This is a genomic window from Cupriavidus sp. 291-E7, from assembly GCF_057798835.1.
Genome location: NZ_JBYOJV010000017.1, coordinates 18,167 through 43,802, shown reverse-complemented (window position 1 = coordinate 43,802; position 25,636 = coordinate 18,167). Strand labels below are relative to the sequence as shown.

Below are 25,636 nucleotides of genomic sequence, written 5' to 3'. Positions count from 1 at the left end.
GGGATGACAAAAGCCTGCGGACTGAAAGGTCCGCAGGCTTTTGCTCGTATGCCGGCGACACACGAGCGGCGAAGCGGGGAGGGTTGCGCTATACGGATGCCCTGGCCGATCTCGGCCGTCAGAAATTCCGGAACGGCGGCAACCCATCGGCCCCTATTGCTGCGTCAGCATCAGGTTCAGGTTTTGAACCGCAGCGCCGGATGCACCTTTTCCAAGATTGTCGAACACCGCCGACAGCAGGACGTGCCCGTGTTCCACGTTGGGAAATACGCTCAACTGCATGTCGTTCGTACCGTTCAGCACTTGCGGGTCCAGGTGCTTTAGCACGCCTGATTCGTGCAGCGGCAAGACGTGTACATGGCCCGCGCCGGCATAGTGTCGGGCGAGGCATGCGTGGAGCATGGCGCCATCCACGCCGGGGGCCAGCAGACTCAACGCGAGCGGAACCGTCAGCACGATGCCCTGGCGGAACGCGCCATACGCGGGAACGAAGATCGGACGCTGCGCGAGCCCGGAATGCTGCTGGATCTCCGGAGGGTGCTTGTGCGCGAGTTCGAGCCCATACACCTGGAATTCCGGCCCGCCGACGGCATCGGCCCCCTCATATTCCTCCGCGCCGGCACGCCCGCGTCCCGAGTAACCGGACACCGCGTGAATGCTGATCGGGTAGCTGGCTGGGACAAGCCCGGCTTGCACAAGCGGACGCAGCAGACCAATCGCACCGGTCGGATAGCAGCCGGGATTGGTGACCCGCCGCGCGTTCCCGATGCGCGCGGGTTGGTCCGATGCCATTTCCGGGAAGCCATAGGTCCAGTCCGGATGCGTGCGGTGGGCGGAGCTTGCGTCGATCACCCTGACGTCGGGATTGACGATGGCGCTCACCGCCTCGCGTGCGGCGGCATCGGGCAGACAAAGGATGGCGATGTCGCAGGCATTGATGGCTTCCGCACGATGCCGTGGGTCTTTGCGTTCCGACGCGGGAAGCGTGAGCAAGCGGAGGTCGGTGCGGCCGCGCAGCTGTTCGTGGATTTGCAACCCGGTGGTGCCTTGGTCGCCGTCGATGAAAACCAGGGGAGAGCTCATGCGAGGAATACTCCGGTGACTGAAGGGATAACACGTCGAAGGAGCCCCAATCTTCCATTACCCCCTAGAATAGGGAAAGTTGAATTTCACAACCTTGATATTCAGTTTTCCTGAATCTGGAGCCGACATGCGAGAGATCAGCCTGGACCGCCTGCGCACGCTGGTCGCCATTGCCGACCACGGCTCATTCGCCGAGGCGGCGCGTGCCTTGCATCTGGCGCCGCCCACGGTCAGCCTTCACATTGCTGAACTGGAACAACGCATCGGGGCGCCGCTCCTGTCGAGAAAACGCGGACAGGTAAGGCCGTCGGCAATCGGAGAGGTGCTGGTGGAGCGCGGGCGCCGGCTGCTGGCCGATGCGGAGCGGGCGCTGGACGATATCCAACGCCAGGTGGAGGGGCTCGAAGGGCGCGCCCGGCTCGGTGCGTCGACCGGCGCGATTGCGCACCTGCTGCCACAGGCGCTCGAAGTGCTGCGCGAGCGGCATCCCGCCATCGACATTCAGATTGCAGTCTTCACTTCGCAGGAAACGCTGTCCCGACTGGCGGACGGCACGCTGGATATCGGGCTGGTGGCATTGCCTCAGACGCCGGTGCCCGGGCTGGTGATAAAGCCCTGGCGCCGCGACCCCGTGATGGCTTTCGTGCCGGCGCATTGGCAGTGTCCGGCCCGCGTCACGCCGGAATGGCTTGCCGCCCAGCCTTTGATTCTCAATGACACCACCACGCGCCTCTCGCGTCAGACCGCCGAGTGGTTCGCGGCCGCGGGACATCATCCGGCACCACGCATTCAACTGAACTACAACGATGCGATCAAGAGTCTGGTCGCGGCGGGTTACGGCGCGGCGCTGTTGCCGCACGAGGCCACCACACCATTGCCGGACAAGCGCATCGTCATGCGTCCGCTGCGCCCGGCGTTATGGCGCCGGCTCGGCATCGCGCATCGAGCGGGGTACGTCGAACGCTCCACCCAACACGTACTTGATGTGCTGTGGGATCTGCGATTGGTGTAGTCGTTGTCAGCCGTGGCTCGGTTCAGTGGGACGACACATAAGTCGCATCGGCAAATGCTGGCACGGTGAAGTTCTCGCGCATGCGCCTGGTCTCCGCTGCGGGTGTCAAACCGAAGAGACGCTTGAACTCCCGGCTGAACTGCGAAGCGCTCGTGTAGCCCACCGCGTGGCTGGCGGTGTCCGCGCTCAGACCCTGGCGCACCATCAACAGGCGCGCCTGATGCAGACGCGTCGACTTGACGTATTGCATGGGCGATATCTGCGTGATGGCCTTGAAGTGGCTGTGGAAGCTCGGCACGCTCATGCCCGCTTCCTCGGCAAGCTGCGTGACGTCGAGCGACTGAGCATAGCGGGTGTGGATAAGGCGCAGCGACCGCGCAATCTGGCCGAACTGCCCGCGCATTGCCAGAGCCTCTCGCATGGATTGGCCTTGCGCTCCAGTCAGCACACGGAAGTACAGTTCGCGCAGCAGACCCTGGCCCAATACGGCGGCTTCAAGCGGCTGGTGCATCGCTTCGAGAAAACGCAGCACGGACGACAGCATCGCGTCATCCATCGGCGTAGACATCAAGCTCTGGGGTGCCTGCGTTGTCTCCGTGGCACCTTCGCTATCAATCTGCGCCGCCAGCTCGGCGGCCATCGTGAAATCGAGATGGAGGTACAGCGCAAGCAGTGGACGTTCCGGCGTGGCGTCGGTTTCCATCGTGAATGGCACGGGTACGGAAACCGCGAGGTAGTGATGCTCGTCGTATAGATAGAGCTGATCACCGAAGTAACCTCGCTTGCGGCCCTGACACACGATCACGATGCCAGGGTCATACAGAACCGGCGCGCGTGACAACGCCCGGTTCGAACGCAGGATGCGAACGCTCGGCAGGGCCGTCAAGTTGTATCCCTCGTCAGGCGCCAGGCCGTGCAGCAGGGTAACGATGCGGCTCTGACTTTGACGGGAGCCTTCAGGCCGCGCCGCCGAGGCAGGTTTTGCGCTCATAGTTTTAGGCAAGAAAATTAGCGAAACAAGCCTTCTATGGCTGTGGTCGCAAGACTACCATGCAACCACTAATCAACGCGATGGAGGTTGTTCCCATGCATTCCAGCAAAACTCTTCTTATCACTGGCGTGAGCAGCGGCTTTGGCCGGGCGCTCGCTCAAGAGGCGCTCGCGGCGGGCCACAGAGTGGTCGGTACGGTGAGAAGTTCAGAAGCCAAGCGCGATTTCGAGTCGCTATCCACGGGCGGCGCTTATGGACGGATTCTTGATGTGACGGATTTCGACGCGATCGACGGCGTCGTGTCGGAAATCGAGACGAGCGTCGGTCCCATCGATGTATTGATCAACAATGCCGGCTATGGGCACGAAGGGGTGATGGAAGAATCGCCCCTGTCGGAGATGCGTCGGCAGTTCGATGTGAATGTCTTTGGCGCCGTCGCCATGATGAAGGCGGTATTGCCGTTTATGCGCGCACGCCGACGCGGCCACATTTTGAACATTACGTCGATGGGCGGCTTCATCACGATGCCCGGAATCACGTACTACTGCGGCAGCAAGTTTGCGCTTGAAGGCATCTCCGAAGCCCTTTCCAAAGAGGTCAAGCATTTCGGAATCGCCGTCACAGCTGTGGCGCCCGGCTCTTTCCGGACCGACTGGGCAGGCCGCTCAATGGCGCGAACGCCCCGGAGCATCCCCGACTATGACGAGGTGTTTGACCCCATCCGCAAAGCGCGCGAAGAGAAGAGCGGCAAGCAACTGGGCGATCCTCGCAAAGCGGCACGCGCAATGCTGTCCGCCATTGCTGCGGACAACCCGCCCGTTCATCTTCTGCTCGGCAGCGATGCACTCAGCCTGGTGCGAGGCAAATTGTCGGCCCTCGAAGACGAGCTTCGGACGTGGGAGACCGTAACGGTTTCGACGGATGGTTGAGTCGCGCGGAAGGCCGTCGCCTTGCGGAAATGCGTCGACGGCCCTTCACGACCATTCGTCGACCCTACGTCGGCCACTAACGTGTGATCCACTTCACGGTTCTATCGATAACGGTTTGCGAATCGTCGGGTGATTCTCCGCGACCCATCCTTCGAGGCCGCCGATAAGATACGTCGCGTCGAAGCCGGCTGCCTGGAGTAGCGCCGCGCAGTCCTGACCGACCTGATGGCCGCGGACGCAATAGACGGTGACAGGGCGGTTCGCGTCGAGCGTGGTGATCCATTTGCCAAGTTCGTCAGGATTGCGCCAGATGGCCCCTGCAATCATTTGCTCGCTTGCATCGAACGCTGGCTTGCGCCGGACGTCGATCAACTGCGGCGCGTCAACCGATTGCAGGGCTGCCGCGAGTTCCAGTGGGGAGGTGGTGTTTGGCATGGCATTACCTTCTTCGGTTGGTTCCGAGCTGCGGTAGCGGGCATCTTAGTGATGCAACAACGGATAGGCGATCAGACCGATCAAGGCCGCTCCGGCAACGATCACGGGTTCGGACAGCTTTTTGAACTTCAGCAGCAGTGCGACGGTGACAAGCGCCAGCAACGCCGTCGGAATATCAACGATCGACCGCTTCGCAAGCACGATCACCGCGCCGGTAATCGCGCCGATGGCCGCCGCCGTGACACCGTCCACAAACGCCAGGATGGCGGGTAGCTTTCCGTATTTCTTGAAATAGGGTGCTGGCAGGACCGTGAACAGATAGCACGGGAGGAACGTTGCAGCCGCCGCCACGCAGGCGCCAGGCAAGCCCGCCACGAGGTAGCCGATGAAGCCAACCGTGATGACAACCGGGCCCGGGGTGATCATGGCAACCGCGACGGCATCAACAAACTGTTTGTCGTTCAGCCAGTGGTGCTCCGTCACCACGCCGCCGTACAGGAACGGCACGATGGCAAGGCCCGACCCGAAAACGAAGGCGCCTGCCTTGGCAAAGAACACGCCTATCTGCGAAAGAAGGGGCCAGTCCAGCGTACTCATCAATCCGCCTGCCATTGGTAAGGGGGTTGCCGCCAACGCATTGAGCTTGCCTTGGCGCAGCCACTTTGGCGGGGCACGCCAGAACCAGACCAGGACGCCAGCCGCAAGGAACAGCCACGCCACTTCCGATTCGGTGATGACCGTAACGGCAACGAGCACCAGATAGATAAACCACAGCAATTTGTCCTTGCCGACGCTCTTCTTGGTCAGCTTGTACGCACTGATTGCGATGATGCCGATCACTGCCGCGCCCACACCGTAGAAGACCGACTGCATCCAGGTCAAACCGCCAAAGCGCACGTATGCCCAGCCGAGTGCCAGCACCATCAAAAAAGACGGCAGTACGAAGGCGATGCCAACGAGCGTCGCGCCAACGACGCGATAGTGGACGTACCCGAGGTAGATCGCCAGTTGAGCGGCCAGGGGGCCCGGCGCCAGTTGCGCCAGGGCAAGCCCTTCCTTGTAGTCGGCATCGGTGATCCACTGCCGGGCATCGACGAGGTCGCGGTGCATATAGCCGGCCAGCGCCACGGGGCCGCCGAAGCCAAAGGTGCCAAGCCGCAGGAAGTACATCACCAGTTGCCGGAGCGTATAAGCGACGTCGCCGTGTACCGGCCCGGCTGCATTGGTATCAGGTGGTTGGGGCGAGTTCATCTTGTCTGTTGAGTGATCCGTATCTTTGTGGATAGCGGCGACTAGCGTTTGCGCACGCCTGAGAAATGCGTGTATAGCGAGTCAAGGACGTAGCGCATTTCGTCCAACAGTTCGTCGTCATTGGGAAGGCGCTCCCGTGCGCCAGCCAGCACGGCCTCAAACCCACTGGCCTCTGCAACGGGCGTGCCGCCGATATCCAACACATGGATCATCTGGCCGAGGCGGGCGAGTCCTTTGTCCTCGTCTAGTCCGAAGCTGGCGAGTAGCACCTCGAACGAAACGCGGTCGGCAATGTGTGTGAACGTCGCGCCATCGAAGTCGAATCCAAGTGCGTCGCCCGGGCACTGACGGATATCTTCGAGCCAGACAAACGTGGCATGAGGATCGATAAAGCGCCGGATCAACCAGGCGCAGGCAATACGGTCCACCCATAGATGCTGGCGGGTTGCCCACCGGCGCCCCTGATACTGGGTGGGGTCACGCCGCGGAATGCTGCCGGCCACGCCGCGCGGCTCGCCGGGCGAAAGCAGGATGTCGATCGCCGCATTGAAGTCGCGCCACTGTGCTTCGGCACGCGCGGACGCCTCGTTGGGGAAGAAATCGATCTTGCGGATGGCGTCGATCCCACGACCATGCCGGCGTGCCACGCGCAGCAACTCAGCCTCATCCGCATCGGACAACGTGGAACGGGCGCTGGAGAGTTCGGCCATCCATTCCGCGTATTCGGTGGTTCGATCGAACAATGCGCGATATTCCGCCTCCTGCTTTTCATCCGCGGCCTGTACGGACAGCATCCAGACCTTGCCATCTTCACTCGCCGCATCGGTGGCCAGTGCCTGCAACGGTGCGCGCAGTCCTGGCAGATTGGGAAGCAGATAGGCGCCGTCGCGCAGTGCCGTGGCGCCAAGCGTCTTGGTGCCACGCCAGAAACGCATGCGGGCCGTGGAGGCGGATGTTGGCAGGCTGACAACGAGCAGCAGCCAGGCAGTCTCGGGGGGCGATGGAATAGCGTTCATGCAGCCAGCTTAGCGGGCTGTATGGGCTACTTCAATGTTGTAGATATCTCTACAAAGCAGGTGGAAGATAGCTTTTTCGATTCATTAAGTGCTTCACGCGCTGCACTGGGAGTGCAGCATGGCCTTCTTGGGGTGGAATGACCGATGCGATGGGGACGGGCCCACTGCGCATGGCCGCCCCCGGCGAAACCGCTACGGCCGAAAGCGTTCAACGGTCGGCACGTCGCCAGTGCCGCCGAAGCCGCTGATCACGAGCACGCTGCCGTCGGTAAGTAGCACGGCCTGGGCCGAGCCCCGAGCAGAGGACATCGGGGTGCCGACGATCCACGTATTGGTATCGGGGCTATAGATTTCGGTCGATGTCGTGTGGGTGGCACCGACCGCGCCGCCCGCAACCAGCACTCGCCCGTCCGCAAGCGTCGTCATTGTCGGCATGGTGCGCAGCACGGCCATCGTGCTGGCGGTCCAGGTGGATGCCGACGGGGTGTAGCGCGGCGCATCGGTCGATCCGTCGGCCAGCGCAAGGATGGTGCCATCGGCGAGTCGGGCCGAGATGGTCACGTTGCCGGAAATGGGAAACGCCTCGGTCGTCGTACCGCTATCGTTGACGGCGATTCGCTCGGCGCTGGTGACAAAGCCGAACCGGTTCACTCCGCCCATCACCAGTACGTTGCCATCTGGCAGGACGTCCGCGGCATGCTGGGCACGGGGGGCTGCCAACGTCGTGGTCATCCGCGTCCACGCATTGGCGACTGGATCGAAGAGCTCAATGCTGTTCCGAAACGTGGTTGTACCGTTGGTGTCATAGCCACCGGTGACCAGGACCTTGCCGTTTTGCAGCAGCGTTGCGGTGTGGTTCGCGCGTGTCTCACTCATGTTGCCGGCGGGCGTCCAGACGCCCGTGGCCGGATCGTAGACCTCGGCGCTATCGACGGCCATCCGAAAAACGACTTCACCACCAGCAACGAGCACGCGGCCGTCCGGCAGCAGCGTGGCAGTGTGCCCGCTGCGCGCGGAGTTCATTGCGCCGGTCAGCTGCCACGTATTGGTTGCGGGATCATAGAACTCGGCCCGCGCGGTAAAGCCACCGGCTCCAGTCCCGCCCGCGACCAGCACGCGGCCGTCGTTCAGACGGGTGGCGGTGAAGTAATGCACCGGCACAAGCAGTGGCGCGGCGGCGGTCCAGGTGCCACGCGACGTCACCGTGATCCGTACCTGTGCCTGCACGCTGCCGACAGCGTTCGTCCCGGTAATGGTGTAGACACCCAACGACTGGACCGCCGCGGGCGTACCGCTGATGACGCCCGTCGCGGCGTTAAGGCTCAGCCCGGCGGGAAGCGGGGGCGAGACGCTGAATGTATCGATGGGGCCGCCGGTGGTCACGGGCGCGTTCGGCGTAATCGGTTCGGTCGTGACATAGAGGGCGGACGTCGCGCTGAAAGTCAGGCTTGCGGGCGCGACGACGGCCGCCTGTACCGTGATCCGTAGCGTTGCGGTGGTGCTACCGGCCGCGTTGCTTCCCGTCACGATGTAGGTTGCGGCGGCCGTGACGGCGGTTGGTGTTCCGGTGATGAAACCGGTCTGCCCGTCGAGCGAGAGACCGGCCGGCAGGGCCGGCGTGACGCTGTAGCTCGTGATGGGGCCGCCGCTGCTCGTCGGTGTGTTGGCGGTGATGGCGACGCCGGTCGGGTAGGTGATCGTGGCCTCGCGATAGGTCAGCGTTGACGGAGCGGCGGCAACGCCGCGCACCTCGATCTGCACGCGTGCGGTGGCGATGCCGCTAGCGTTTTGTGCCGCGACCGTATAGATAGTAGAGAGGCTCGCCGTCGTCGGTGTGCCGCTGATGATGCCCGTGGCAGCATCGATCGAGAGACCGGCCGGCAGTGCGGGGGTGATCGTATAGCGGTCGACGATGCCACCGCTCGCGGTTGGGCGGTTTGCCACAATCGCCGTGCCTACCTGATAGGTAGCCGACGTCATGCCGTAGGTCAGGCCAGCCGGGGCCTGCGGCGCCGCATCATCATTGCCGCAACCCGACAGGAGATACGCGAGCATCAACGACAACAGCAGCCAGATGATCGTTTGCCGCTTTAGCGGCTTGGGAGACAACAGGCGTACGCGGGAGGTGGCAGGAAGTGAGGCGAGGTTGCGAGCGCGCGCACCTGCAGCAAAGTGGCAAGACATGGACCGTACCCGAGTTTATAGATATGTACCGTCCCGTCGCCTGTGGGCAAGGGCGGCGGCCCCCAATCCTGGCGGCTTCTGCGCGATTCTAGCGGTGTGATGGGGATCTCCGCGTCCCCAGTTTGAGGGACACGCTGCCACTGACGGTCCTCGATCCGAGCGGTCCTCTGCAATGTGCGAAAGGGGACAGTCAAGACGCGAAGATCGTCCGGATACTGTCCGCTGGCACCTATGTATGACAACCGACCACTAAATCGCACAGAACCACGGGCCACAAGACCAGTGGTATGAGTCCGGCGAACGCGTTCGCCTTCCAGGACAGGAAGTGCTCAAAAGAGGATTCGGAGGCCCCATGAAAAAGTCTATTGCGTTGATCGCGGCCGCCACCCTGACCGGCACCGCATACGCCCAGTCCAGCGTCACGCTGTATGGGATCGTCGATGCCGGCGTCGAATTCAATACGAACGCAGGGCGCAATGGCAACACGCTCACTCGGCTGACTTCAGGGAATCTGTCCGGCTCGCGCTGGGGGTTGCGCGGGGGCGAGGAGCTGGGCGGCGGCTTGAAGGCCGTATTCGTCCTGGAAAGCGGATTCGACCTCGATACCGGCAATTCCGCCCAGGGTGGGCGCCTGTTCGGGCGCAATGCCTACGTCGGGCTGAACAGTACCTACGGTTCGTTACTGTTGGGCCGCCAGCAGACCGCCATGCGCGAGTTCGGCAATGTCTATGACCCGGCACAACTGGCCGACCGCTACGGCATCCTGTCGATCGCGCCCGAGTTTGGCGCGCGGGCAGATAACTCAATCAAGTACGTTGGTCAATTTGGCGGGCTGACCGCAATAGCCTTCTATTCGTTCCAGGCCAACGGAAACGAGGTGCCCGGCGCCTATGCGTTTGGCCGTGATTTCGGTGCCTTCTTCAACTACACGATGGGCCCATTTGCACTGGGCGTGTCCTACGATGACGCCCGTGCCGGCACACCCGCAAACCAGGCGCCAGTCTTCCGGCGCTATTCGGTGGGGGGTACGTACGCGACGGGTCCGGCGAAGGTATTCGCCGGGTACCGGCTCGCCAAGGCGCTCGATGGCGCCATGCTGCCGGGAGCCCAGGCCGCGAATACCGGATCGAACCTCTACTGGCTCGCGCTTTCGTACCAACTGACGCCAGCGTTCACGGTAACCAGCTCAGCCTACTACCAGGATTTCCGTCAGACCGGTTCGGATCCGTGGCTGTTTTCGGTGATGGGCGACTATACGTTGAGCAAGCGAACCGATGTCTATGCGTCGGTATCGTATGCACTCAACAAGGACAAGTCGCAACTGGGCGTCAATGGCTTCAACAGCGGAACGGGGTCAAGCGCTGTGTTCAATGTAGAGCCAGGGGCGAATCAGTTCGGTGCGGTGGTGGGTATTCGTCACCGGTTCTGAGGACCACTATTGGCTTGCCGATATTGAAAACGGGGGCATGAAGCCCCCGTTGCAAGCGATACCGCGCGAGGCATCAGCGCGCCGCGAGTTCTGGCGCTTCGCTGAGCGCTTTCTGCAGATTGCTAAGCATGTTCTCGCTGGCGCGCTGGGCGGACAGCGAGAAGTTGCGCTTGAACTCGGAGAACTCTGCGTTCCCCTGACCCGTGACTACCTTCTTGAGGACGACCTTGCCGTTGAGGTCTGTCACGGTGCAGGCGAGGTTGATCGTGAAACGGGTCGGCGGCCACGTGAGCGCGCTGTCGGACGATGAATCGGTCGTGATCTCCGGCGTCAGGATGTAGGCGAGCTGCGCCTTGTCGATCGCCGCGCGATCGTCCGGTGCCTTTAGCTTGGTCGCATTGGCAAACACGTTCGACAGCGTGCTGTAGATCGGCACTTCGAGGTCGCGGTACGGCAGGTAGCTGACCTTGTCGCCACCGCCGCCCGGCGTGATCACTTCCTTGGTCAGCAGCGCATCGGGGAGAACGAAGCCGATGTTCTTGTCGACTTTCTTCTCGGCCGGCGTGGCGGGCGCGGACTTGTCCGTCGCGATCTGAATCGGGTGAGCACAGCCAGCCAGTGCGATCAGCGCGGCGACAGCCGCGCAACGGCTAGCGATCGTGAACCAGGCACGCATCGTTTTCTCCTTTTGGTGTTTCTGTGGGGTTTACTTCAAGGCGTCCAGGAAAGCGGGGTCGGAGTAGAGCGTGGCAAGCAGCGCCTGTACCGTGTAGCCGTATTCGGTGACCGCCTTTGGAATCGCCACGGCGGCCGCGAACGACGAATCCCATTCGCGATGGACAGATTTGATCTGGTCGTAACGGACGGTTTCCCCCTTCTTCACGACAAAGCGTGCCGATACGTCGCCGGAGGCGGTGACGATCGCAGGGTCGATCTCGTTGCGCAGCAGCGTGCCGGAGATCACCACGTCTGCGTTCGACGAGATCTTGCCGGCCATGGTCAGCTCGCGCGTGACGGCTTCCGAAAGATACGCCGACCACGTGCCACCGTATGGTGACTCCAGGGTGTTGGCGCGCAGCGGAATAGGGTGCGTAACGCCGGTTCCGCTCGCATTGAACGTGCCGACGCGCGTGGGCGCGGCGCCACTGTTCTTGAGGGTCTGGACGTTATCGAGCGACGGAGGATAGGGCGGTGCAACGAGGCTGCACCCGGACAGGACGAGGCCCAACGCGCCAAGCGCCAGGCTGGTTTTAATGCGACCCACTGCGGACACCTTTCTTGTTTTTGCGTGTTTTTTTGTGTCGTCACCGGCCACAGCTACCCCGTGGTGACGATTGCCGGCTCGATACCCTTCGATGCCGATATCGGATGCATTCTGCCAAAGCCGGAGCGCTTTGCGTCACATCGAGGGTTTTATTGCGGCCAGAATGTTGCGCCAACTAAACACCCATCCATTAGGGGGGTGTTCCTGGAAATCTTCCTGAAGAAGGTCGGACTACCCTCCGTCGTCCATGTGCCTTACAAGGACGACCGGATCACGAGCGACCCCGTCGTCGCGCGCGGCCATGCCATCGTTCCTGAACGATGAGCTGGCTCGCGGGCGGGGCCTGCTGACCGAGGCAGGGGTGCCCCGGGTGTGAGGGAACGGCGCGGATCACCGCGCCGTTCTGATACTGCGGCTATTCCCGCGACAACTGCAGGACGTTGGCGCCGATCAGCGGATCGATCGCGCGCTCGAGCTGCTGCCCGTGCACGGCGATAGTTACTTCCAGCGACCCCGTGCCGACCTCCATCGCCAGGATGTGGCCGCCGTAGGTATCGAACTTGCCATCGCCGGCCACGCCGTGGATATGGATCGACGGCTTGCCTTCCTTCCAGGCCACGCTGCCGACCACGCTAGCCATTTCCACGTCGCGATAGGTCTTGGGGTTGAACTGCTGCTTGCTGGCATCCCAGAAACCGAAGGTCACGTTGGCAAAGCCGATGGCCGAAAGGCTTGCGCTTGGGATTTTTTCGCACTCGGCAAAGGCGGCCAGGCGGTCCAGCACGTTGTCGCCCATGCGCAGCACCAGCAGGTAGCCGGTGGGCGTTTTGATATAGCGCCGCACGTTCGGGTAGTTCCTGTTCTCGGGTTCCACGCGCAGCATGCCGTTGCAGCCGGCCGATGTCGCGGGTTGGGTCTGGGCTCCAGCCGGTTGAACGACGGCGATGGCGGTCGTCGCGGCCAAGGCCAGCATGGTGGATGCCAGCCATGAGCGGGCAGGGGTGGTGTGCATGTCGATCTCCTCGTTGGGTTGGCTTGTCGATGGGTCTTGTGAAGGGTCGGGGCTCAGTGCAGCCAGGCGGCCGGCACCAGGATCAGTTGCGGGAACAGGACGAACAGGAACATCAGCGCGGTCAGGCTGAGCAGGAAGGGCCAGACCCCGCCGATCACACTGTCGAGGCTGCAATGCGAGGTGCCTGCCACCACGTTCAGGACGGTGCCGACCGGCGGCGTGAGCAGGCCGATGGCGTTGTTGAGCACGAACATCACGCCGAAGTAGACCGGGTCGATGCCGGCCTTGGTGATGACCGGCATCAGGATCGGCGTCATGATCAGCACCGTGGGCATCAGGTCCAGGGCCGTGCCTACCACGATCACCAGCAGCATGATGATGAACATCAGCAGGATCTTGTTGCCGATGAACGGCTCCAGTAGCGCGGTCACCTGCGCGGGGATGTTGGCGATGGTGATCAGCCACGCCGACACCAGCGCGCAGGCCACCAGGAACAGCACGGTGCCGGATGTCTTGGCGGCCGTGACGATCAGGTCGGGCACCTGGCGCATCGACAGTTCGCCGTAGACCAGGCGGCCCACCACCGTCGCATACACCACGGCCACCACGGCGGCCTCGGTCGGCGTGAAGGCGCCGATCTTCATGCCGCCGATGATCACCACCGGCAGCACCAGCGCCCAGATTCCCTCGCGCAGCGCGCGCAACAGCCTGCGAGCCGAGAACGACTCCACGGGGGCCAGGTCTTCCTTGCGGGCGCAGAAGTACCACGTCGCGGCCAGCGTCAGGGCCATCATTGCGCCCGGTGCAATACCGGCCAGGAACAGCTTGGTGATCGAGATCTGCGCCACCACCCCGAACACGACGATGGCGATGGAGGGCGGAATCACCGGCGCGATGATGCCGCCGGCCGCGATCAGCCCCGCCGCGCGTGGCACGTTGTAGCCGGCGTTGCGCATCATCGGGATCAGTAACGCGGCCACGGCGGCGGTATCGGCCACCGCGGACCCCGAGATACTGGCCACGACCGTGGCCGCGATGATCGCGACGTAGCCCAGGCCACCACGCACGTGGCCCACGGCGGCGTCGGCCACCCGGACGATGCGCCGCGACAGGCCGCCCGCGTTCATCAGCTCGCCGGCCAGCATGAAGAACGGCACCGCCATCAGCGGGTAGTTGTTGACGCCCTCGAGCATCGTCTGGGCCAGGATCTGCGTATCGAAGTTGCCCAGATGCAGCATCAACGCCACGCCCGAGGCCAGCAGGGCAAAGGCAATCGGCATGCCGAGGCCCATAGCTCCCAGCAGGGAGCCGACAAAAACAAAAATGGTCATGATTTCCTACTCCGTCCCGATATTCCTTGCCGTCATTCGCCGCTGGTGCCCGACTGCGGCACCAGCTCGCCCAGCGCCATGCGGCCGCTGACCAGCCGCCAGAGCGACCACGCCAGCATTGCCGCCATGCCCGCGCCGCAGAGCAGCAGGCACGCGTAGACCAGGCCGAGCGGCACGCCGGTGACAGGCGCGCGGTCGTCCATGCCGATCTCCACGATCTGCCACGCGCCGTGGGTCAGCAGCAGGCAACATCCCAGCGCGCCGGCATCGGCCAGCAGGCGGCACACGCGCTGGGCGCCCGGGCCAAGGCGTGCGACGACGGTGTTCATGCCCAGGTGCGCCCGGTCGTGCATGACCAGCAGCGCGCCCAGCAACGTGAGCCACATGAACAGGAAACGCGAAGCTTCCTCGGAGAAGGCGATGCCGGTGTTGAACACGTAGCGCAGCACCACGTTGCCGAAGACGAGCCCGATCATGGCGATCATCAGGACGACCATCGCGCCGTGGGCGATACGAAGGGTGAGGCGGGTCATGCTTGCACTCCTGTTGAAGCTGCCGATGGCCGGCCGGCACCTGCGTGCGGCGCCGTGCCATCGAGCGTGATGCGGTAGAACGCGAGGGCGTTGTCGCGCCAGATGCCGCGTGCCTGGCTGGCATCGAGGTCCGTCATGGCGTCGGTCATGGTGTCGACAATTTCGGCTACGTCGGCGCGCAGCCCCGATACGGGCAGGTTGCTGGCGAACATGCAGCGCGCGGCGCCGAAGGTGTCGATGGCGTGACCGATCACGCGCACGTTGCTGGCGCGATGCCACGGCGCGCCGGGCAGGCCGAACTCAGACAGCTTCACGTGGACGTCGGGCAGGCTGGCCAGTGCGCGCATGCCGCGCAGCCATCGCGCCAGGCCGGTCTCCGAGCGGTCCCACGGCAGCCCGGCGTGCTCCACCGCGACCCGCAGGCCCGGCACGGCGGCGATCAGCTCGGCGGCTTCCTCCAGGTGCCAGAACGGCACGCGCAGGTCCCAGGCCAGTCCATGCGCGGCCAGCGCTTCGAGCCCGGCCCGCCAGCGCGGGTCCTGCAGCGTGCCCGGCTGGTGACGCACGTCGTGCATGGCATCGTTGGCGATGCGCGGCTTGCAGCGCACGCCGCGCACCAGCGGGTAGCGCAGTTGCGCGCGCAGGTGGGTGGCATGGTCGACGTCCAACAGGTCGACGTGGGCCACCACGGCGTTCGGAAAGCCGTGCCTGGCATGCTGGTCGTGGAGCCAGGCCGTCTCCGCCAGCGACTCCGCGCGGTCGCGCTCGGCTTCCACGTGGACCGTGCCGTCCACGCGGACGCCTGGCCAGTGCGCCAGGTAGGCGTCCGCGCCGAAGTCGCGCCGCAGGGCCGCGTAGTCGCCCAGAAAGAAGGCTTGCGGGTCGTAGCGGTCCTGCAGCCACGGATAGCAGCCGGCACCGAGGTGCCAGAGGTGGTGATGGGCGTCGACGATGGCGTCGGGGCGGTTTGTCATGGCGTCACGCTCTTTGGGGTCCGCGGCGCCCATCAGCGCTGTGTCTCGATGGCGCGCAGGATGGCGCCGCCCGCGTCGCCGTTCTTCTGCACGAAGAGCTGGCGGGTTTCCTCGCGCACTACCTTGCGGATGCTGTCGTTGTCGGGGTGTTCGTTGACCTGCACGCCCTTGGCGCGCAACTGGGCGATCGCCGCGCGCTCGTTGTCGGCATTGAGCTTGCGCTGATAGCTGGCGGCCGCGGCGGCTTCCTCCAGCAGCACCTTCTGGTACTCGGGCTTGAGCGATTCGAACTTCGCCTTGTTCATCAGGACCACCAGCGCGGTGTAGGCATGGCGCGTCAGCGACACGTACTTCTGCACCTCGTAGAGCTTTGCCGACACCATCAGCGTGGGTGGATTTTCCTGACCGTCGACCGCGCCCGACTCCAGCGCGCCGAACACTTCGGCGAACGGCATCGGCTGCGGACTGGCGCCCAGTAGCTGGAACGCCTTGATATGCGACGGATTCGGCGTGGTGCGGATCTTCAGGCCACGGATGTCCTCGGCGCGCTGCACGGGCCGCTTGTTGTTGCCCAGGCTGCGGAAGCCGATCTCCCAGAACGCGAGGCCCTTGATGCGGTGCGCGCCAAGCTCGTCCAGCAAGGAGCGGCCGACGGCGCCGTCCAGCACCCGGTAGGCGCCCGGTCCGTCCTCGAACTGGTAGGGCAGGTCCAGCACGTTGAGGCGGGGCGCCAGGCCGGTAACGAACGGGTTGCCGGTGGCGCCGATGTCGATGGTGCCGCTGCGCACACCGGTCACCAGCGAGGTATCGTTGCCGAGCTGACTGTTGGCAAAGACCTGGATCTCGACGGCGCCGCCGGTACGCGCCTTGACCTTCTCGCTGAACGAGAGCGCGGCAAGATGCTGAGAATCGGTCTCGGGCACTGTATGTGCGAAGCGCAGCTTGACGGTCTGGGCGCCCGCCGCGCTGGCGATGGACAAAAGCGCGGCCAGCACGATATGCGAGATAGCGTGTTTCATAGTGGTTGTCTCCTGGGGTGATGAAGGGCGCCGCCACCTCCGTGGCATGTCCGGGTGGCGGTCGCCGATGGGGCCATGCGGCCCCTTTGCCAGCGTTGTCAGGGCGGCGGATGCAGCAGGCCGCGCCGGGCAAGGTTGTGCATGAGGGCGCCGAGGCCGAAGGTCCACGGCGGCAGCGTGGTGCAGTCTTGCACCCAGTTCACGAGGCCGCCCAGTTGCGCAGCGCGGATGGTCACGCGGTCGCGCTGGTGATGCGTGAAGCCGGCGCTCGGCTCGTCACGGTCCTCGATCGGCGCGAACAGCGTGCCGCAGAACAGCATCATCCCGTCGGGGTACTGGTGGTGAGCGCCCATCGCGTGGGTGACCAGTTCCTGCGGAGAGCGGCTGATGTGGCGCATCGTGCTGTGGCCGTTCATCACGAAGCCGTCCTCGCCTTCCACGGTCAATGCGATGTCCGTGGCGGCGATCTCGTCGAGACCGAAGTGTGCGCCGCAGAGCCGGATCCAAGGCCCCACGCTGCACGACGCGTTGTTGTCCTTGGCCTTGCCTAGCAGCAACGCACTGCGCCCCTCGAAATCGCGCAGATTCACGTCATTACCCAGCGCCGCGCCGACGATCCGACCGTCCGGCGCTACGGCGAGCACGACCTCTGGCTCGGGGTTGTTCCAGGTGGAGCGTGGATGGATACCCACGCCCACGCCGGTGCCTACAGACGCCAGTGGCGCCGCCTTGGTGAAAATCTCGGCATCGGGTCCGAGGCCCACTTCCAGGTACTGCGACCACAGCCCCTGGGCGAGCAGTACCTGTTTGATGCGCAGCGCCTCGGGCGACCCGGGGCGCACGTCGGACAACCTGTCGCCAAGAATCCCGGCCAGCGATGCCCGTACGGCGGCCGCGCCCGCCGCGTCTCCACGGGTGCGCTCCTCGATCACGCGTTCGAGCATGCTCGCGGCAAACGTGACGCCGGCAGCCTTGACTACCTGCAGGTCGTTCGGTGCCAGCAGATGCCGGTGCGCGGGGTCGGGCCCATGCGCGCAGGTATCGTCGAGCCAGCCCTGCAGCGCGCCAAGCGATGGCCCATCGGCCGCCGCCACCCGCGCGGCGCAGTCGGGCAGCGCCAGCAGGCCGGCCATCGTGGGAGCGACGGCGCCGATATCGACCAGCTCGCCCTGGCGGATCGTGACCAGCGTCGGGCCGCCCAGGCTGCCGGGCACCCACGCACGGCCAACCAGCAGCGCGCGGTCGGCGTCGACTGGCAGCGATTCTTCGATGGTAATGCGTCGGGGGATGGTGGTACCCATGCTCATACCCGTAGTCATACTTTTACGTTGGCTTCCTTGACGATGCGCGCCCACTTGATGCATTCGGCGTTGATGAACTCGCCGAAGTGGGCCGCACTCCCACCGCCGTCCTCGGCGCCAAAACCTGCCAGCCGCTGGGCGACGTCGGGCGTCGCCATCACGCGGTTCAGGTCCGTGTTCATCCTGGCCACCAGCGCGGTGGGCATCCGTGCCGGACCAACCAGCCCGTACCACGTGCCCGCGTCGAAGCCCGGGAATCCGGACTCGGCCAGGGTCGGCACGTCGTGAAAACTGGCCGCGCGATGCAGGCGCGTCTGGGCGATGGCCACGGCCTTGCCGCCACGGATCTGCGGCGTGGCCGACGTCATGGTTTCGAAGCTGAAATCGATCTGGCCGCCGACCAGGTCGGTCAGCATCGGCGCCGAGCCGCGATAGGGCACGTGCAATGCGTCCACGCCGGCGCGCAGTTTGAACATCTCCAGGGCCAGGTGCTGCGCGGCGCCGGCGCCGGACGATCCGAATGTGATCTTGCCCGGCTGGCTGCGGCACAGCGCCACTACGTCCTGCACCGTGCGGGCCGGCCCGCCGGCGCGGCAGATCAGCAGGTTCGGTGTGACGCCGACCAGCATCAGCGGCGTGAAGTCCTTTTCCACCGAATAGCCGATCTTTGGATAGAGGCTCGGCGCGATAGCGTGGTTGCTGATGTTGGTCATCAGCAGCGTGGTGCCGTCGGCGGGCTGACGCGCGGTGTACTCCGCCGCCACCACACCGGCCGCGCCGGGGCGGTTCTCGACGATCACGGAGGCTCGCCATAACGCGGACAGCTTCTCGGCCAGCACGCGCGCCATCACGTCGGTGCCGCCGCCGGGCGGAAAGCCGACGATGATGCGGATCGGTCCCGACGGAAGCGTCTGGGCCCGTACCCACGGCGCCGTGAGCATGGCGGCGCCCGCGCCGATAAACGTACGACGTTGCATGGCGGTCTCCTTTTATGTTTATGTGGTGTGGTGCGGAACGAGGCCGGCGTCAGAGCGATGCCGTCAGCATCTCCAGGTAGTCGCTTTCACTGGCGATGCGCGGGTTGGTCTTGTGGCAGTGGTCGGCCAGCGCATAGGCAATCACGCGCGGGAACAGCGCCGGGTCCACGCCCATCTGCGCCAGTCCGGTGGGCAGGCCAAGCCGCTGGTTCTTGTCGACGATGGCCGCGTCGACGTCATCGGCACTGCCGAGGCCCATCGCCTGGGCCATCCGCGCGAGACGGTCCTCGTCGCGCACCGACTGTGCCTGCGCGTTGAAGCGGATCACGGCGGGCAGCAGCACGGCGTTGAGCGTGCCGTGATGCAGGGTCGGCATCAGGCCGCCCAGCGCATGGCTCAGGCTGTGCACGCAACCCAGTCCCTTCTGGAAGGCCAGCGCACCCTGGGTGGAGGCGCTCATCATCGCCAACCGCGCGGCGCGGTTCTGCGGCTCGCGCTGCGCCAGCTCGATGTGCTGCCAGCCGCGCCGCAGGCCGTCGAGTGCAATGCCGTCCGCCGGCGGATTGAACGCCGGGGCCATGAAGGTCTCCATGCAATGCGCGATGGCATCCATGCCGGTGGCGGCCGTCAGGCCGGGCGGCAAGCCCAGCGTCAGTTCGGGGTCGCAGATCGCCACGCGCGGCACGATGTGCGGGGACAGCACGCCAACCTTGCGGCCGTCGTCGAGGATCAGCACGGCGCCGCGGCCCACTTCGCTGCCGGTGCCGGCCGTGGTGGGGATGGCGATGACCGGCGCGGTGGCGGCCGTGATGCGGGCCACGCCGCCTTCCACGGCCGCGAACTGGCGCAGCGGACCTTCGTGCGTGGCGCAGACGGCCACGCCCTTGGCCAGGTCGATCGGTGATCCGCCGCCGATGGCGATGATGCCGTCGCAGCGGTAGTCGTGATACAGCGCCACGGCCTCGCGCATGGCCCGCTCGGTCGGATTCGACGGCGTGCCGTCGTAGATCACGGCCTCCATGCCCGGCGCAAGCTGTTCCAGCACGCGCTGGGCGATGCCGGCGGCCTTGACACCCGCATCGGTGACCACCAGGGGCCGCGTGATGCCGATGCGCTCGCATTCCTGCGGCAGCAGCTTGATGGCGCCAAAGTCGATCTGGATCTGGGTGATGTACTGAATCAGCGGCATGGCGTCTCCTGATGGTTGCCCGCGACCGTGCTGCGGTGCGGCAATCCGGGTTTTCGAATTGGGGCTGGAATGGTGTCGAAGTCTAGGAACAAGGCCGGGCGCGGACAACGTGGATTTACTTGAAGCGCCTCCAAGAAAAACTCACAACGCCGTGGGCCTAGATTTTCTTGAAAGCCGGTCGAGTTTTTCTCGTTTTGCCGCGCGCGGCGGCGCCCCTAGACTGCAAGCCAGCTCGCCGGCGACGGCTTGCCGCACATCCTCACACCAACGAGAAACCATGAGACAGCCGATCCTGATCGAACACGATGGCCAGATCGCCACCGTCACGCTGAACAACCCCGAGAAGCTCAACGCGCTGGACCTGTCGATGTGGCAGGGCCTGACCGATGCCATGACCACGCTGTCGGCGGACGACACCGTACGCTGCGTCGTCCTGCGCGGCGCCGGGGACAAGGCGTTCGCCGCCGGCGCCGATATCGAGGAATTCCGCACACGCCGCTTTACCGCGGCGCAGGCGCGCGACTACGGCCGGATCACGCACGCCACGATGCGTGCCATTGCTGATTGCCGGCATCCCACGCTGGCGCTGATTCAGGGCGCATGCGTGGGCGGCGGCCTGGAGATTGCGTCGATGTGCGATATGCGGATCTGCGGCCAGTCGAGCCGCTTCGGCGTGCCGGTCAACCGGCTGGGACTGGTCATGTCGTATGGCGAGCTGGGCGGCCTGATGGCGCTGGCCGGCCCGGCCGCGGCCCTTGAGATCGTGCTGGAAGGGCGCGTGTTCGGTGCCGCCGAGGCGCGCGAGATGCGCCTGGTCAACCGTGTGGTCGCCGACGCCGACGTGCCAGAGGAAGCCTACGCCACGGCCCGGCGCATCGCGCAGGGCGCACCGCTGGTGGCGCGCTGGCACAAGCGCTTCGCACGCCGGCTGCAGGAATCGGCGCCGCTTCGCACCGACGAAGAGGACGAGGCTTACGCATGCTTCGACACCGAGGATTTCCGCATTGGCTTCGACGCGTTCGTGTCGAAGTCGCGCCCGCAGTTCGTGGGGCGCTAGGCGCGCCGCGCGCCACGCCGTTTCGTCTTACATCCATCCGCAAGGTGCATTTCATGAATTTGCCGTTATCGAACATCAAGGTCCTGGACGTCAGCCAGATCATGGCCGGTCCGTTTTGCTGCATGCTGCTGGGCGACATGGGCGCCGACGTCATCAAGGTGGAAACGCCGGGCGTGGGCGACCAGACCCGCAAGGCTATGGGGTTCCGGCTCAAGGGCGATGACAGTGGTGGCTTCCTGGCGCTGAACCGCAACAAGCGCAGCGTCGAGATCGACCTCAAGAACCCCGCCGGCCTGGAGGCGTTCTACGAACTGGTGCGGGGCGCCGACGTACTGGTCGAGAACAACCGGCCCGGCGTGGCGGCACGGCTCAAGATCGACCATGCCACGCTGAGCGCGATCAATCCGCGCCTGGTCTACGCAAGCATCTCGGGTTTCGGGCAAACCGGCCCGTGGTCGGGCCGTCCGGGCCTGGACCTGATCGCGCAGGCGATGTCGGGCGTGATGAGCGTCATGGGCCATCCCGACGCGCCGCCGGTGAAGTCCAGCGTGCCGATCGCCGACCTGGGGGCCGGTCTGTTCACGGCCTACGGCATCCTCAGCGCGCTGATGGGCCGCGCGCTGAGCGGGCAGGGGCAGTACGTCGATGCGTCGCTGTTCGAAACCGCGTTGGGGCTTTCAGTCTGGGAATCGGCCGAATACTGGGGCACGGGCGCGGTGCCGGTGCCGATCGGCAGCGCCAACCGCATGAGCGCGCCGTACCAGGCTGTGCGTGCCGCCGACCGCCATTTCGTGATCGGAGCCGCGAATCCCAAGCTGTGGAAGGCGTTGTGCGAGGTGATCGGGCGTCCCGAGTTGGTGGACGATCCGCGCTTCGTCGACAACGCGGCGCGGATCCGGCACCGCGACAGCCTGATCCACGAAATCGAGGCCGAGTTCGCGCGCCGGCCCGCCGACGAATGGGTCGATGCGCTGCTGGCGGCGGGCGTGCCGGCGGCGCCGATCGCCACGTACGACGAGGCGCTGGTGTGCGAGCAGGCCGTGGCGCGTAACATGGTGCTCGACATCGACCACCCGGTGGAGGGTGCAACCAAGGCACTGGGCTTTCCCGTGAAGCTCTGGGGCACGCCGCAGCAGGTGCGCTATCCGGCGCCACTGCTGGGGCAGCATACCGACGAGGTGCTGGCCGAGTTCGGCATCGATACCGCCGCCGTGGCGCGGCTGCGCGCGCAGGGCGCATTCGGCGCGCAGGACGCGGTGCAGCCGCCAGCGCGCAAGACAGCTTGAATACCGAGCGGGCTCAGACCCGCCGGGACCACAAAGACCATCAGGAGACAGGGATGACCCCCGTACACACTTCACGCCGGCACCTCGTGCTTGGCGCCCTGGCGCTGGCCGCGCTGGGCTGCAATCTGCCCGCGTTCGCGGAAACCTATCCAAGCCGCCGCATCGAGCTGATCGTGCCGTGGCAGGCCGGCGGCGGTGCCGATGTGGTGGCCCGCGCGCTGGCGGCGGCTGCCGCCAAGCACCTGCCGCAACCGCTCGTCGTCATGAACAAACCCGGCGCCACCGGTGCGGTGGGCCTGGGCGAGGTCGTCAACGCCAAGCCGGACGGCTACAAGCTCGTGCTGTCGTCCAGCGAGCTGACGTTTCTGAACGCGCTGGGGCTGGCCAAGTTCACCTATCAGGACCTGGTGCCCATCGCCCGCCTGAACGCCGATCCGGCGGCCGTGGTGGTGCGCGCCGATGCGCCGTGGGCCACGCTGGAGCAATTCCTGGCCGATGCCCGCAAGCCCGGCGCCAACATCCGGGTCGGCACGGCCGGGCAGGGCTCGACGTGGCACATGGCCTCGGTGGCGCTGGCCGAGAAGACCGGTGCCCGCTTCAACGACATTCCGTATGCCGGCGGCGCACCGGCCACGCTGGCGCTGCTGGGCGGTCATATCGACGCGGTCACCGTGAGCACGGCCGAGGTGGCCACCCATGTGGAAGCCGGCAAGCTCAAGGTGCTGGCCGTCATGGCGGACCGCCGCGTGGCCGGTTTCGAGAACGTGCCGACGCTGAAGGAACGCAATATCGACCTGTCGATCGGCATCTGGCGCGGCATCTCGGCCCCCAAGGGCACGCCGCCCGAAGTGCTGGCCGTGCTGAAGACGGCGATTGCGAAATCGGTCCAGGAGCCTGTCATGCGCCAGACGCTGGAGAAGCTTCATTTCAGCACCGATACCTATGCCGACGACGTGACGCTGCAGGCCGAGATGGCGCGGGAGGCAACGCAGTTCCGGCCGCTCGCGCAACGTATCGCCGCCCAGCAGAATGCACGATGAACGCCTCCACCGAAAGCGCCGCGCCGTTCATCGACGCTCACCAGCACTTCTGGGATCTGGCGCGCCATCCGTATCCCTGGCTACAGGGCGAGACGGTGCCCAACTTCCGGTATGGCGACTACAGCGCGCTGCGGCGTAACTACCTGCCGGCCGACTATGCGCGCGATACGGCGGAATGCGCGCCCGTGAAGACCGTGCACATCGAGGCGGAATGGGCGCGCACAAATCCGGTCGACGAGACCGTTTGGATCGACGCGCTGGCCGAGGCCTATGGCAGGCCCACGGTCATCGTCGGGCATGCGCAGCTCGACCGCGGCGACGTGGAAGCCGTGCTGGCGGGCCATGCGGCGTTTGCCAGGGTGCGCGGCATCCGCAACAAGCCGGCCACGGCGGCGCGCCGCGAGGACGCGCGCCGTGGACAGCCGGGTTCGATGGACGACGACCGATGGCGGCGCGGCTATGCGCTGCTGGGCCGTCACGCCATGTCGTTCGACCTCCAGGCGCCGTGGTGGCACCTGGATCAGGCTGCCGACCTGGCGAGTGATTTTCCGCAGACCCAGCTCGTGCTGAACCACACCGGGCTGCCGGCAGACCGCAGCGCGGCCGGGTTGGACGGTTGGCGCCGCGCAATGGAACGGCTGGCGCGCGAGCCCAACGTCGCGGTGAAGGTATCGGGACTAGGCCTGCCCGGTCGGCCCTGGACCGAGGCCGACTACGTGCCGGTGATCCGCGACGCCATCGCCATCTTCGGCGCGGATCGGTGCATGTTCGCCAGCAACTATCCGGTGGACTCCCTCGTGGCGCCATACGCCACCATCCTGGCGGGCTTTATGGCCGCCATTTCGATCTATCCCCAGGCGCAGCAGCGCGCGTTACTGCATGACAACGCCGCGCGCAGCTACCGGCTGCCCGATTGAACGGACGACATTTATGGAAAACGACATCAAGGTGGGTGCGCGATGCATCCGCAAGCTTGAAGTCGACCGTGCGCGCACGATCGACTTCCTGGGCGAGGACCTGCGCATCTATGCGACACCGGAACTGGTGCGCGATATCGAGCAGACCTGCCTGGACTTCCTGCAGGATCACGTGACGCTGGGGCAAAGCTCGGTGGGCACCGAGGTATCGGTCGCGCATGCGGGCGCAACGCCGCTGGGCGGGGAAGTGCGCATCGAGGTAGAGGTCGCGGCCGTCGATGGCCGCAGCGTAACGTTCCGCGTGGCCGCGCACGACGCCGTGGAGACCGTGTGCACGGGCATCCATCGCCGCTTCGTCGTCGACGTGGAACGGCTCAAGTCGCGCGTGCGCAAGAAGGCCGAGGCCGCCGCTTCAGTCTCTGGAGCCGCTACAGCCGCACCGGCAGTTCGCTGACCGGCGCCGCCGGCTGCCGTAGTGCCGCGGTTTCGCCGCAGATCCAGTCGGCGAAGCTGCGGATACGCGGATCGTCGAGCCGTTCGCGCGGAAAAACGATGAAGTATGAGAACTCCACCGGCAGCCGGATCGATTCGAACAGCCTGACCAGCCGGCCTTCCTCGAGGTCCTGCTCGATCCAGTTCTTCTTGACCAGCGCCACACCCAGCCCACTGATGGCGGCGTTGATGACCAGGTGGCTTGGCCAGAACGACGGGCCGCGGCTGGCGTCGACATTGGTAACGCCCGCATGTTCGAGCCACATCGCCCAGTCGGGGTTGCTCACATCGGTGTAGGTGCTGTCGTCGTGCAGCAGCGTGTGGTGCTGCAGGTCGGACGGCTGGTTCAGCGGCGCGGCGCCCTGCAGCAACGCCGGGCTGCAGACCGGGATCACCTCGACGGGCAGGCACAGACGCGAATACAGCCCCGGATAGTCGCCCCGGCCGTAGCGGATGGCCAGGTCAAAGTCGTCGCGCTCGAAGTCGATCCGGTGGTTCGAGGTGGAAACCTTGAGGTCGATCTCGGGATGGGCCTGCATGAAGCGGTCCATGCGCGGAATCAGCCATTTGACCGCGAACGTCGGCGGCATGTTGACCTTCAGTGCGGGGCGGTCCTTGCTGTGCAGGCGATGCGTGGCATCGGCCAGTTGCTTGAACGCGAGCTGCACGGCCGGCAGGTAGGCGGTACCAGCCGGCGTCAGCACCAGTGCCTTGGCCTCGCGGATGAACAGCTGCACACCCAGGTTTTCTTCGAGCGTCTTGACTTGGTGGCTGACCGCCGAGGGCGTGACAAACAGTTCCTCGGCGGCCCGGGTGAAGCTGAGGTGCCGCGCGGCCACCTCGAACGCCCGGAGCGGATTCAGGGGAGGGATCGATCTGGACATGGTCTCGCGTTCGTGTCGGGTCGCAACACC

At 65.3% G+C, this 25,636-nt stretch carries 26 protein-coding genes; 9 read left to right on the top strand and 17 right to left on the bottom strand.

Annotation, left to right across the window (positions count from 1 at the left end):
* Window positions 1–153: 153 nt before the first annotated feature.
* The gene (gene argC / locus AC3FLX_RS25350; protein ID WP_488700087.1) at window positions 154–1,083 is read right to left on the bottom strand and encodes an N-acetyl-gamma-glutamyl-phosphate reductase; all 930 of its coding nucleotides are present in this window, start codon (window positions 1,081–1,083) and stop codon (window positions 154–156) included.
* 127 nt (window positions 1,084–1,210) lie between these two features.
* Here argC and AC3FLX_RS25345 point away from each other — a divergent pair, with 127 nt between their 5' ends.
* Window positions 1,211–2,095, top strand: a complete 885-nt coding sequence (locus tag AC3FLX_RS25345; protein ID WP_488700185.1) for a LysR family transcriptional regulator — start codon at window positions 1,211–1,213, stop codon at window positions 2,093–2,095.
* Window positions 2,096–2,117: 22 nt separating this feature from the next.
* Here the strand turns inward: AC3FLX_RS25345 and AC3FLX_RS25340 are convergent, their stop codons facing one another.
* The gene (locus AC3FLX_RS25340; RefSeq protein WP_488700086.1) at window positions 2,118–3,086 is read right to left on the bottom strand and encodes an AraC family transcriptional regulator; all 969 of its coding nucleotides are present in this window, start codon (window positions 3,084–3,086) and stop codon (window positions 2,118–2,120) included.
* Window positions 3,087–3,181: 95 nt separating this feature from the next.
* Here AC3FLX_RS25340 and AC3FLX_RS25335 point away from each other — a divergent pair, with 95 nt between their 5' ends.
* A complete protein-coding gene (locus AC3FLX_RS25335; RefSeq protein ID WP_488700085.1) occupies window positions 3,182–4,015 on the top strand; it encodes an oxidoreductase in 834 nt (277 codons plus the stop codon).
* A gap of 93 nt (window positions 4,016–4,108) precedes the next feature.
* On the opposite strand, the gene chrE is transcribed toward AC3FLX_RS25335, so the two are convergent.
* From chrE to AC3FLX_RS25315, 4 genes are all read right to left on the bottom strand, one after another.
* Window positions 4,109–4,450, bottom strand: a complete 342-nt coding sequence (gene chrE, locus AC3FLX_RS25330) for a rhodanese family chromate resistance protein ChrE (RefSeq protein ID WP_488700084.1) — start codon at window positions 4,448–4,450, stop codon at window positions 4,109–4,111.
* A 45-nt stretch (window positions 4,451–4,495) separates the two neighbouring features.
* Window positions 4,496–5,701: a chromate transporter gene (locus AC3FLX_RS25325; protein WP_488700083.1), complete on the bottom strand. Its 1,206-nt coding sequence runs from the start codon at window positions 5,699–5,701 to the stop codon at window positions 4,496–4,498.
* Between the two features lie 41 nt (window positions 5,702–5,742).
* Complete coding sequence (locus tag AC3FLX_RS25320) at window positions 5,743–6,717, bottom strand: chromate resistance protein ChrB domain-containing protein (RefSeq protein ID WP_488700082.1); 975 nt, start codon at window positions 6,715–6,717, stop codon at window positions 5,743–5,745.
* Between the two features lie 192 nt (window positions 6,718–6,909).
* On the bottom strand, window positions 6,910–8,826 hold the full coding sequence (locus tag AC3FLX_RS25315) for a Kelch repeat-containing protein (RefSeq protein WP_488700081.1): 1,917 nt from the start codon (window positions 8,824–8,826) through the stop codon (window positions 6,910–6,912).
* Between the two features lie 427 nt (window positions 8,827–9,253).
* Here AC3FLX_RS25315 and AC3FLX_RS25310 point away from each other — a divergent pair, with 427 nt between their 5' ends.
* Window positions 9,254–10,330, top strand: coding sequence for a porin (locus AC3FLX_RS25310; protein WP_488700080.1), 1,077 nt, complete (start codon window positions 9,254–9,256; stop codon window positions 10,328–10,330).
* Window positions 10,331–10,403: 73 nt separating this feature from the next.
* Here AC3FLX_RS25310 and AC3FLX_RS25305 read toward each other — a convergent pair whose 3' ends face one another.
* On the bottom strand, window positions 10,404–11,006 hold the full coding sequence (locus AC3FLX_RS25305; protein ID WP_488700079.1) for a hypothetical protein: 603 nt from the start codon (window positions 11,004–11,006) through the stop codon (window positions 10,404–10,406).
* Between the two features lie 30 nt (window positions 11,007–11,036).
* Window positions 11,037–11,594 (bottom strand): hypothetical protein, encoded by a 558-nt coding sequence (locus AC3FLX_RS25300; RefSeq protein ID WP_488700077.1) that lies wholly within the window; start codon window positions 11,592–11,594, stop codon window positions 11,037–11,039.
* A 60-nt stretch (window positions 11,595–11,654) separates the two neighbouring features.
* Here AC3FLX_RS25300 and AC3FLX_RS25295 point away from each other — a divergent pair, with 60 nt between their 5' ends.
* Window positions 11,655–11,918: a hypothetical protein gene (locus AC3FLX_RS25295; RefSeq protein WP_488700075.1), complete on the top strand. Its 264-nt coding sequence runs from the start codon at window positions 11,655–11,657 to the stop codon at window positions 11,916–11,918.
* A 91-nt stretch (window positions 11,919–12,009) separates the two neighbouring features.
* On the opposite strand, the gene AC3FLX_RS25290 is transcribed toward AC3FLX_RS25295, so the two are convergent.
* From AC3FLX_RS25290 to AC3FLX_RS25255, 8 genes are all read right to left on the bottom strand, one after another.
* Window positions 12,010–12,606 carry a PPC domain-containing DNA-binding protein gene (locus tag AC3FLX_RS25290; protein ID WP_488700074.1) on the bottom strand — a complete coding sequence of 199 codons (597 nt, stop codon included), beginning with the start codon at window positions 12,604–12,606 and terminating at the stop codon, window positions 12,010–12,012.
* Window positions 12,607–12,659: 53 nt separating this feature from the next.
* Window positions 12,660–13,937 carry a TRAP transporter large permease gene (locus AC3FLX_RS25285; RefSeq protein WP_488700072.1) on the bottom strand — a complete coding sequence of 426 codons (1,278 nt, stop codon included), beginning with the start codon at window positions 13,935–13,937 and terminating at the stop codon, window positions 12,660–12,662.
* 32 nt (window positions 13,938–13,969) lie between these two features.
* Window positions 13,970–14,470: a TRAP transporter small permease gene (locus tag AC3FLX_RS25280; protein WP_238264991.1), complete on the bottom strand. Its 501-nt coding sequence runs from the start codon at window positions 14,468–14,470 to the stop codon at window positions 13,970–13,972.
* Entirely contained in the window at window positions 14,467–15,444 is a 978-nt protein-coding gene (locus AC3FLX_RS25275) for an amidohydrolase family protein (RefSeq protein ID WP_488700071.1), read from the bottom strand. Before AC3FLX_RS25275 ends, AC3FLX_RS25280 begins: the two co-directional genes overlap by 4 nt.
* A gap of 32 nt (window positions 15,445–15,476) precedes the next feature.
* Entirely contained in the window at window positions 15,477–16,463 is a 987-nt protein-coding gene (locus AC3FLX_RS25270) for a DctP family TRAP transporter solute-binding subunit (protein ID WP_488700070.1), read from the bottom strand.
* 98 nt (window positions 16,464–16,561) lie between these two features.
* Window positions 16,562–17,764, bottom strand: coding sequence for a fumarylacetoacetate hydrolase family protein (locus AC3FLX_RS25265; protein ID WP_488700069.1), 1,203 nt, complete (start codon window positions 17,762–17,764; stop codon window positions 16,562–16,564).
* Between the two features lie 14 nt (window positions 17,765–17,778).
* Window positions 17,779–18,741 carry a Bug family tripartite tricarboxylate transporter substrate binding protein gene (locus tag AC3FLX_RS25260; protein WP_488700068.1) on the bottom strand — a complete coding sequence of 321 codons (963 nt, stop codon included), beginning with the start codon at window positions 18,739–18,741 and terminating at the stop codon, window positions 17,779–17,781.
* Between the two features lie 49 nt (window positions 18,742–18,790).
* The gene (locus tag AC3FLX_RS25255) at window positions 18,791–19,930 is read right to left on the bottom strand and encodes an iron-containing alcohol dehydrogenase (protein ID WP_488700067.1); all 1,140 of its coding nucleotides are present in this window, start codon (window positions 19,928–19,930) and stop codon (window positions 18,791–18,793) included.
* A gap of 277 nt (window positions 19,931–20,207) precedes the next feature.
* Between AC3FLX_RS25255 and AC3FLX_RS25250 the strand changes: the two genes are divergently transcribed.
* From AC3FLX_RS25250 to AC3FLX_RS25230, 5 genes are read left to right on the top strand one after another with little or no spacing between them, the layout of a single operon-like run.
* Window positions 20,208–20,987, top strand: a complete 780-nt coding sequence (locus AC3FLX_RS25250; RefSeq protein WP_488700066.1) for an enoyl-CoA hydratase-related protein — start codon at window positions 20,208–20,210, stop codon at window positions 20,985–20,987.
* A gap of 53 nt (window positions 20,988–21,040) precedes the next feature.
* Window positions 21,041–22,273 (top strand): CaiB/BaiF CoA transferase family protein, encoded by a 1,233-nt coding sequence (locus AC3FLX_RS25245; protein ID WP_488700065.1) that lies wholly within the window; start codon window positions 21,041–21,043, stop codon window positions 22,271–22,273.
* A gap of 53 nt (window positions 22,274–22,326) precedes the next feature.
* Window positions 22,327–23,313, top strand: a complete 987-nt coding sequence (locus tag AC3FLX_RS25240) for a tripartite tricarboxylate transporter substrate binding protein (protein WP_488700064.1) — start codon at window positions 22,327–22,329, stop codon at window positions 23,311–23,313.
* Entirely contained in the window at window positions 23,310–24,230 is a 921-nt protein-coding gene (locus tag AC3FLX_RS25235) for an amidohydrolase family protein (RefSeq protein WP_488700063.1), read from the top strand. Before AC3FLX_RS25240 ends, AC3FLX_RS25235 begins: the two co-directional genes overlap by 4 nt.
* Before the next feature lie 13 nt (window positions 24,231–24,243).
* Complete coding sequence (locus tag AC3FLX_RS25230; RefSeq protein WP_488700062.1) at window positions 24,244–24,684, top strand: thioesterase family protein; 441 nt, start codon at window positions 24,244–24,246, stop codon at window positions 24,682–24,684.
* Here the strand turns inward: AC3FLX_RS25230 and AC3FLX_RS25225 are convergent.
* Window positions 24,659–25,606, bottom strand: a complete 948-nt coding sequence (locus AC3FLX_RS25225; protein WP_488700061.1) for a transcriptional regulator GcvA — start codon at window positions 25,604–25,606, stop codon at window positions 24,659–24,661. The two genes, AC3FLX_RS25230 and AC3FLX_RS25225, sit on opposite strands and share 26 nt — an antisense overlap.
* Between the last annotated feature and the right edge of the window lie 30 nt (window positions 25,607–25,636).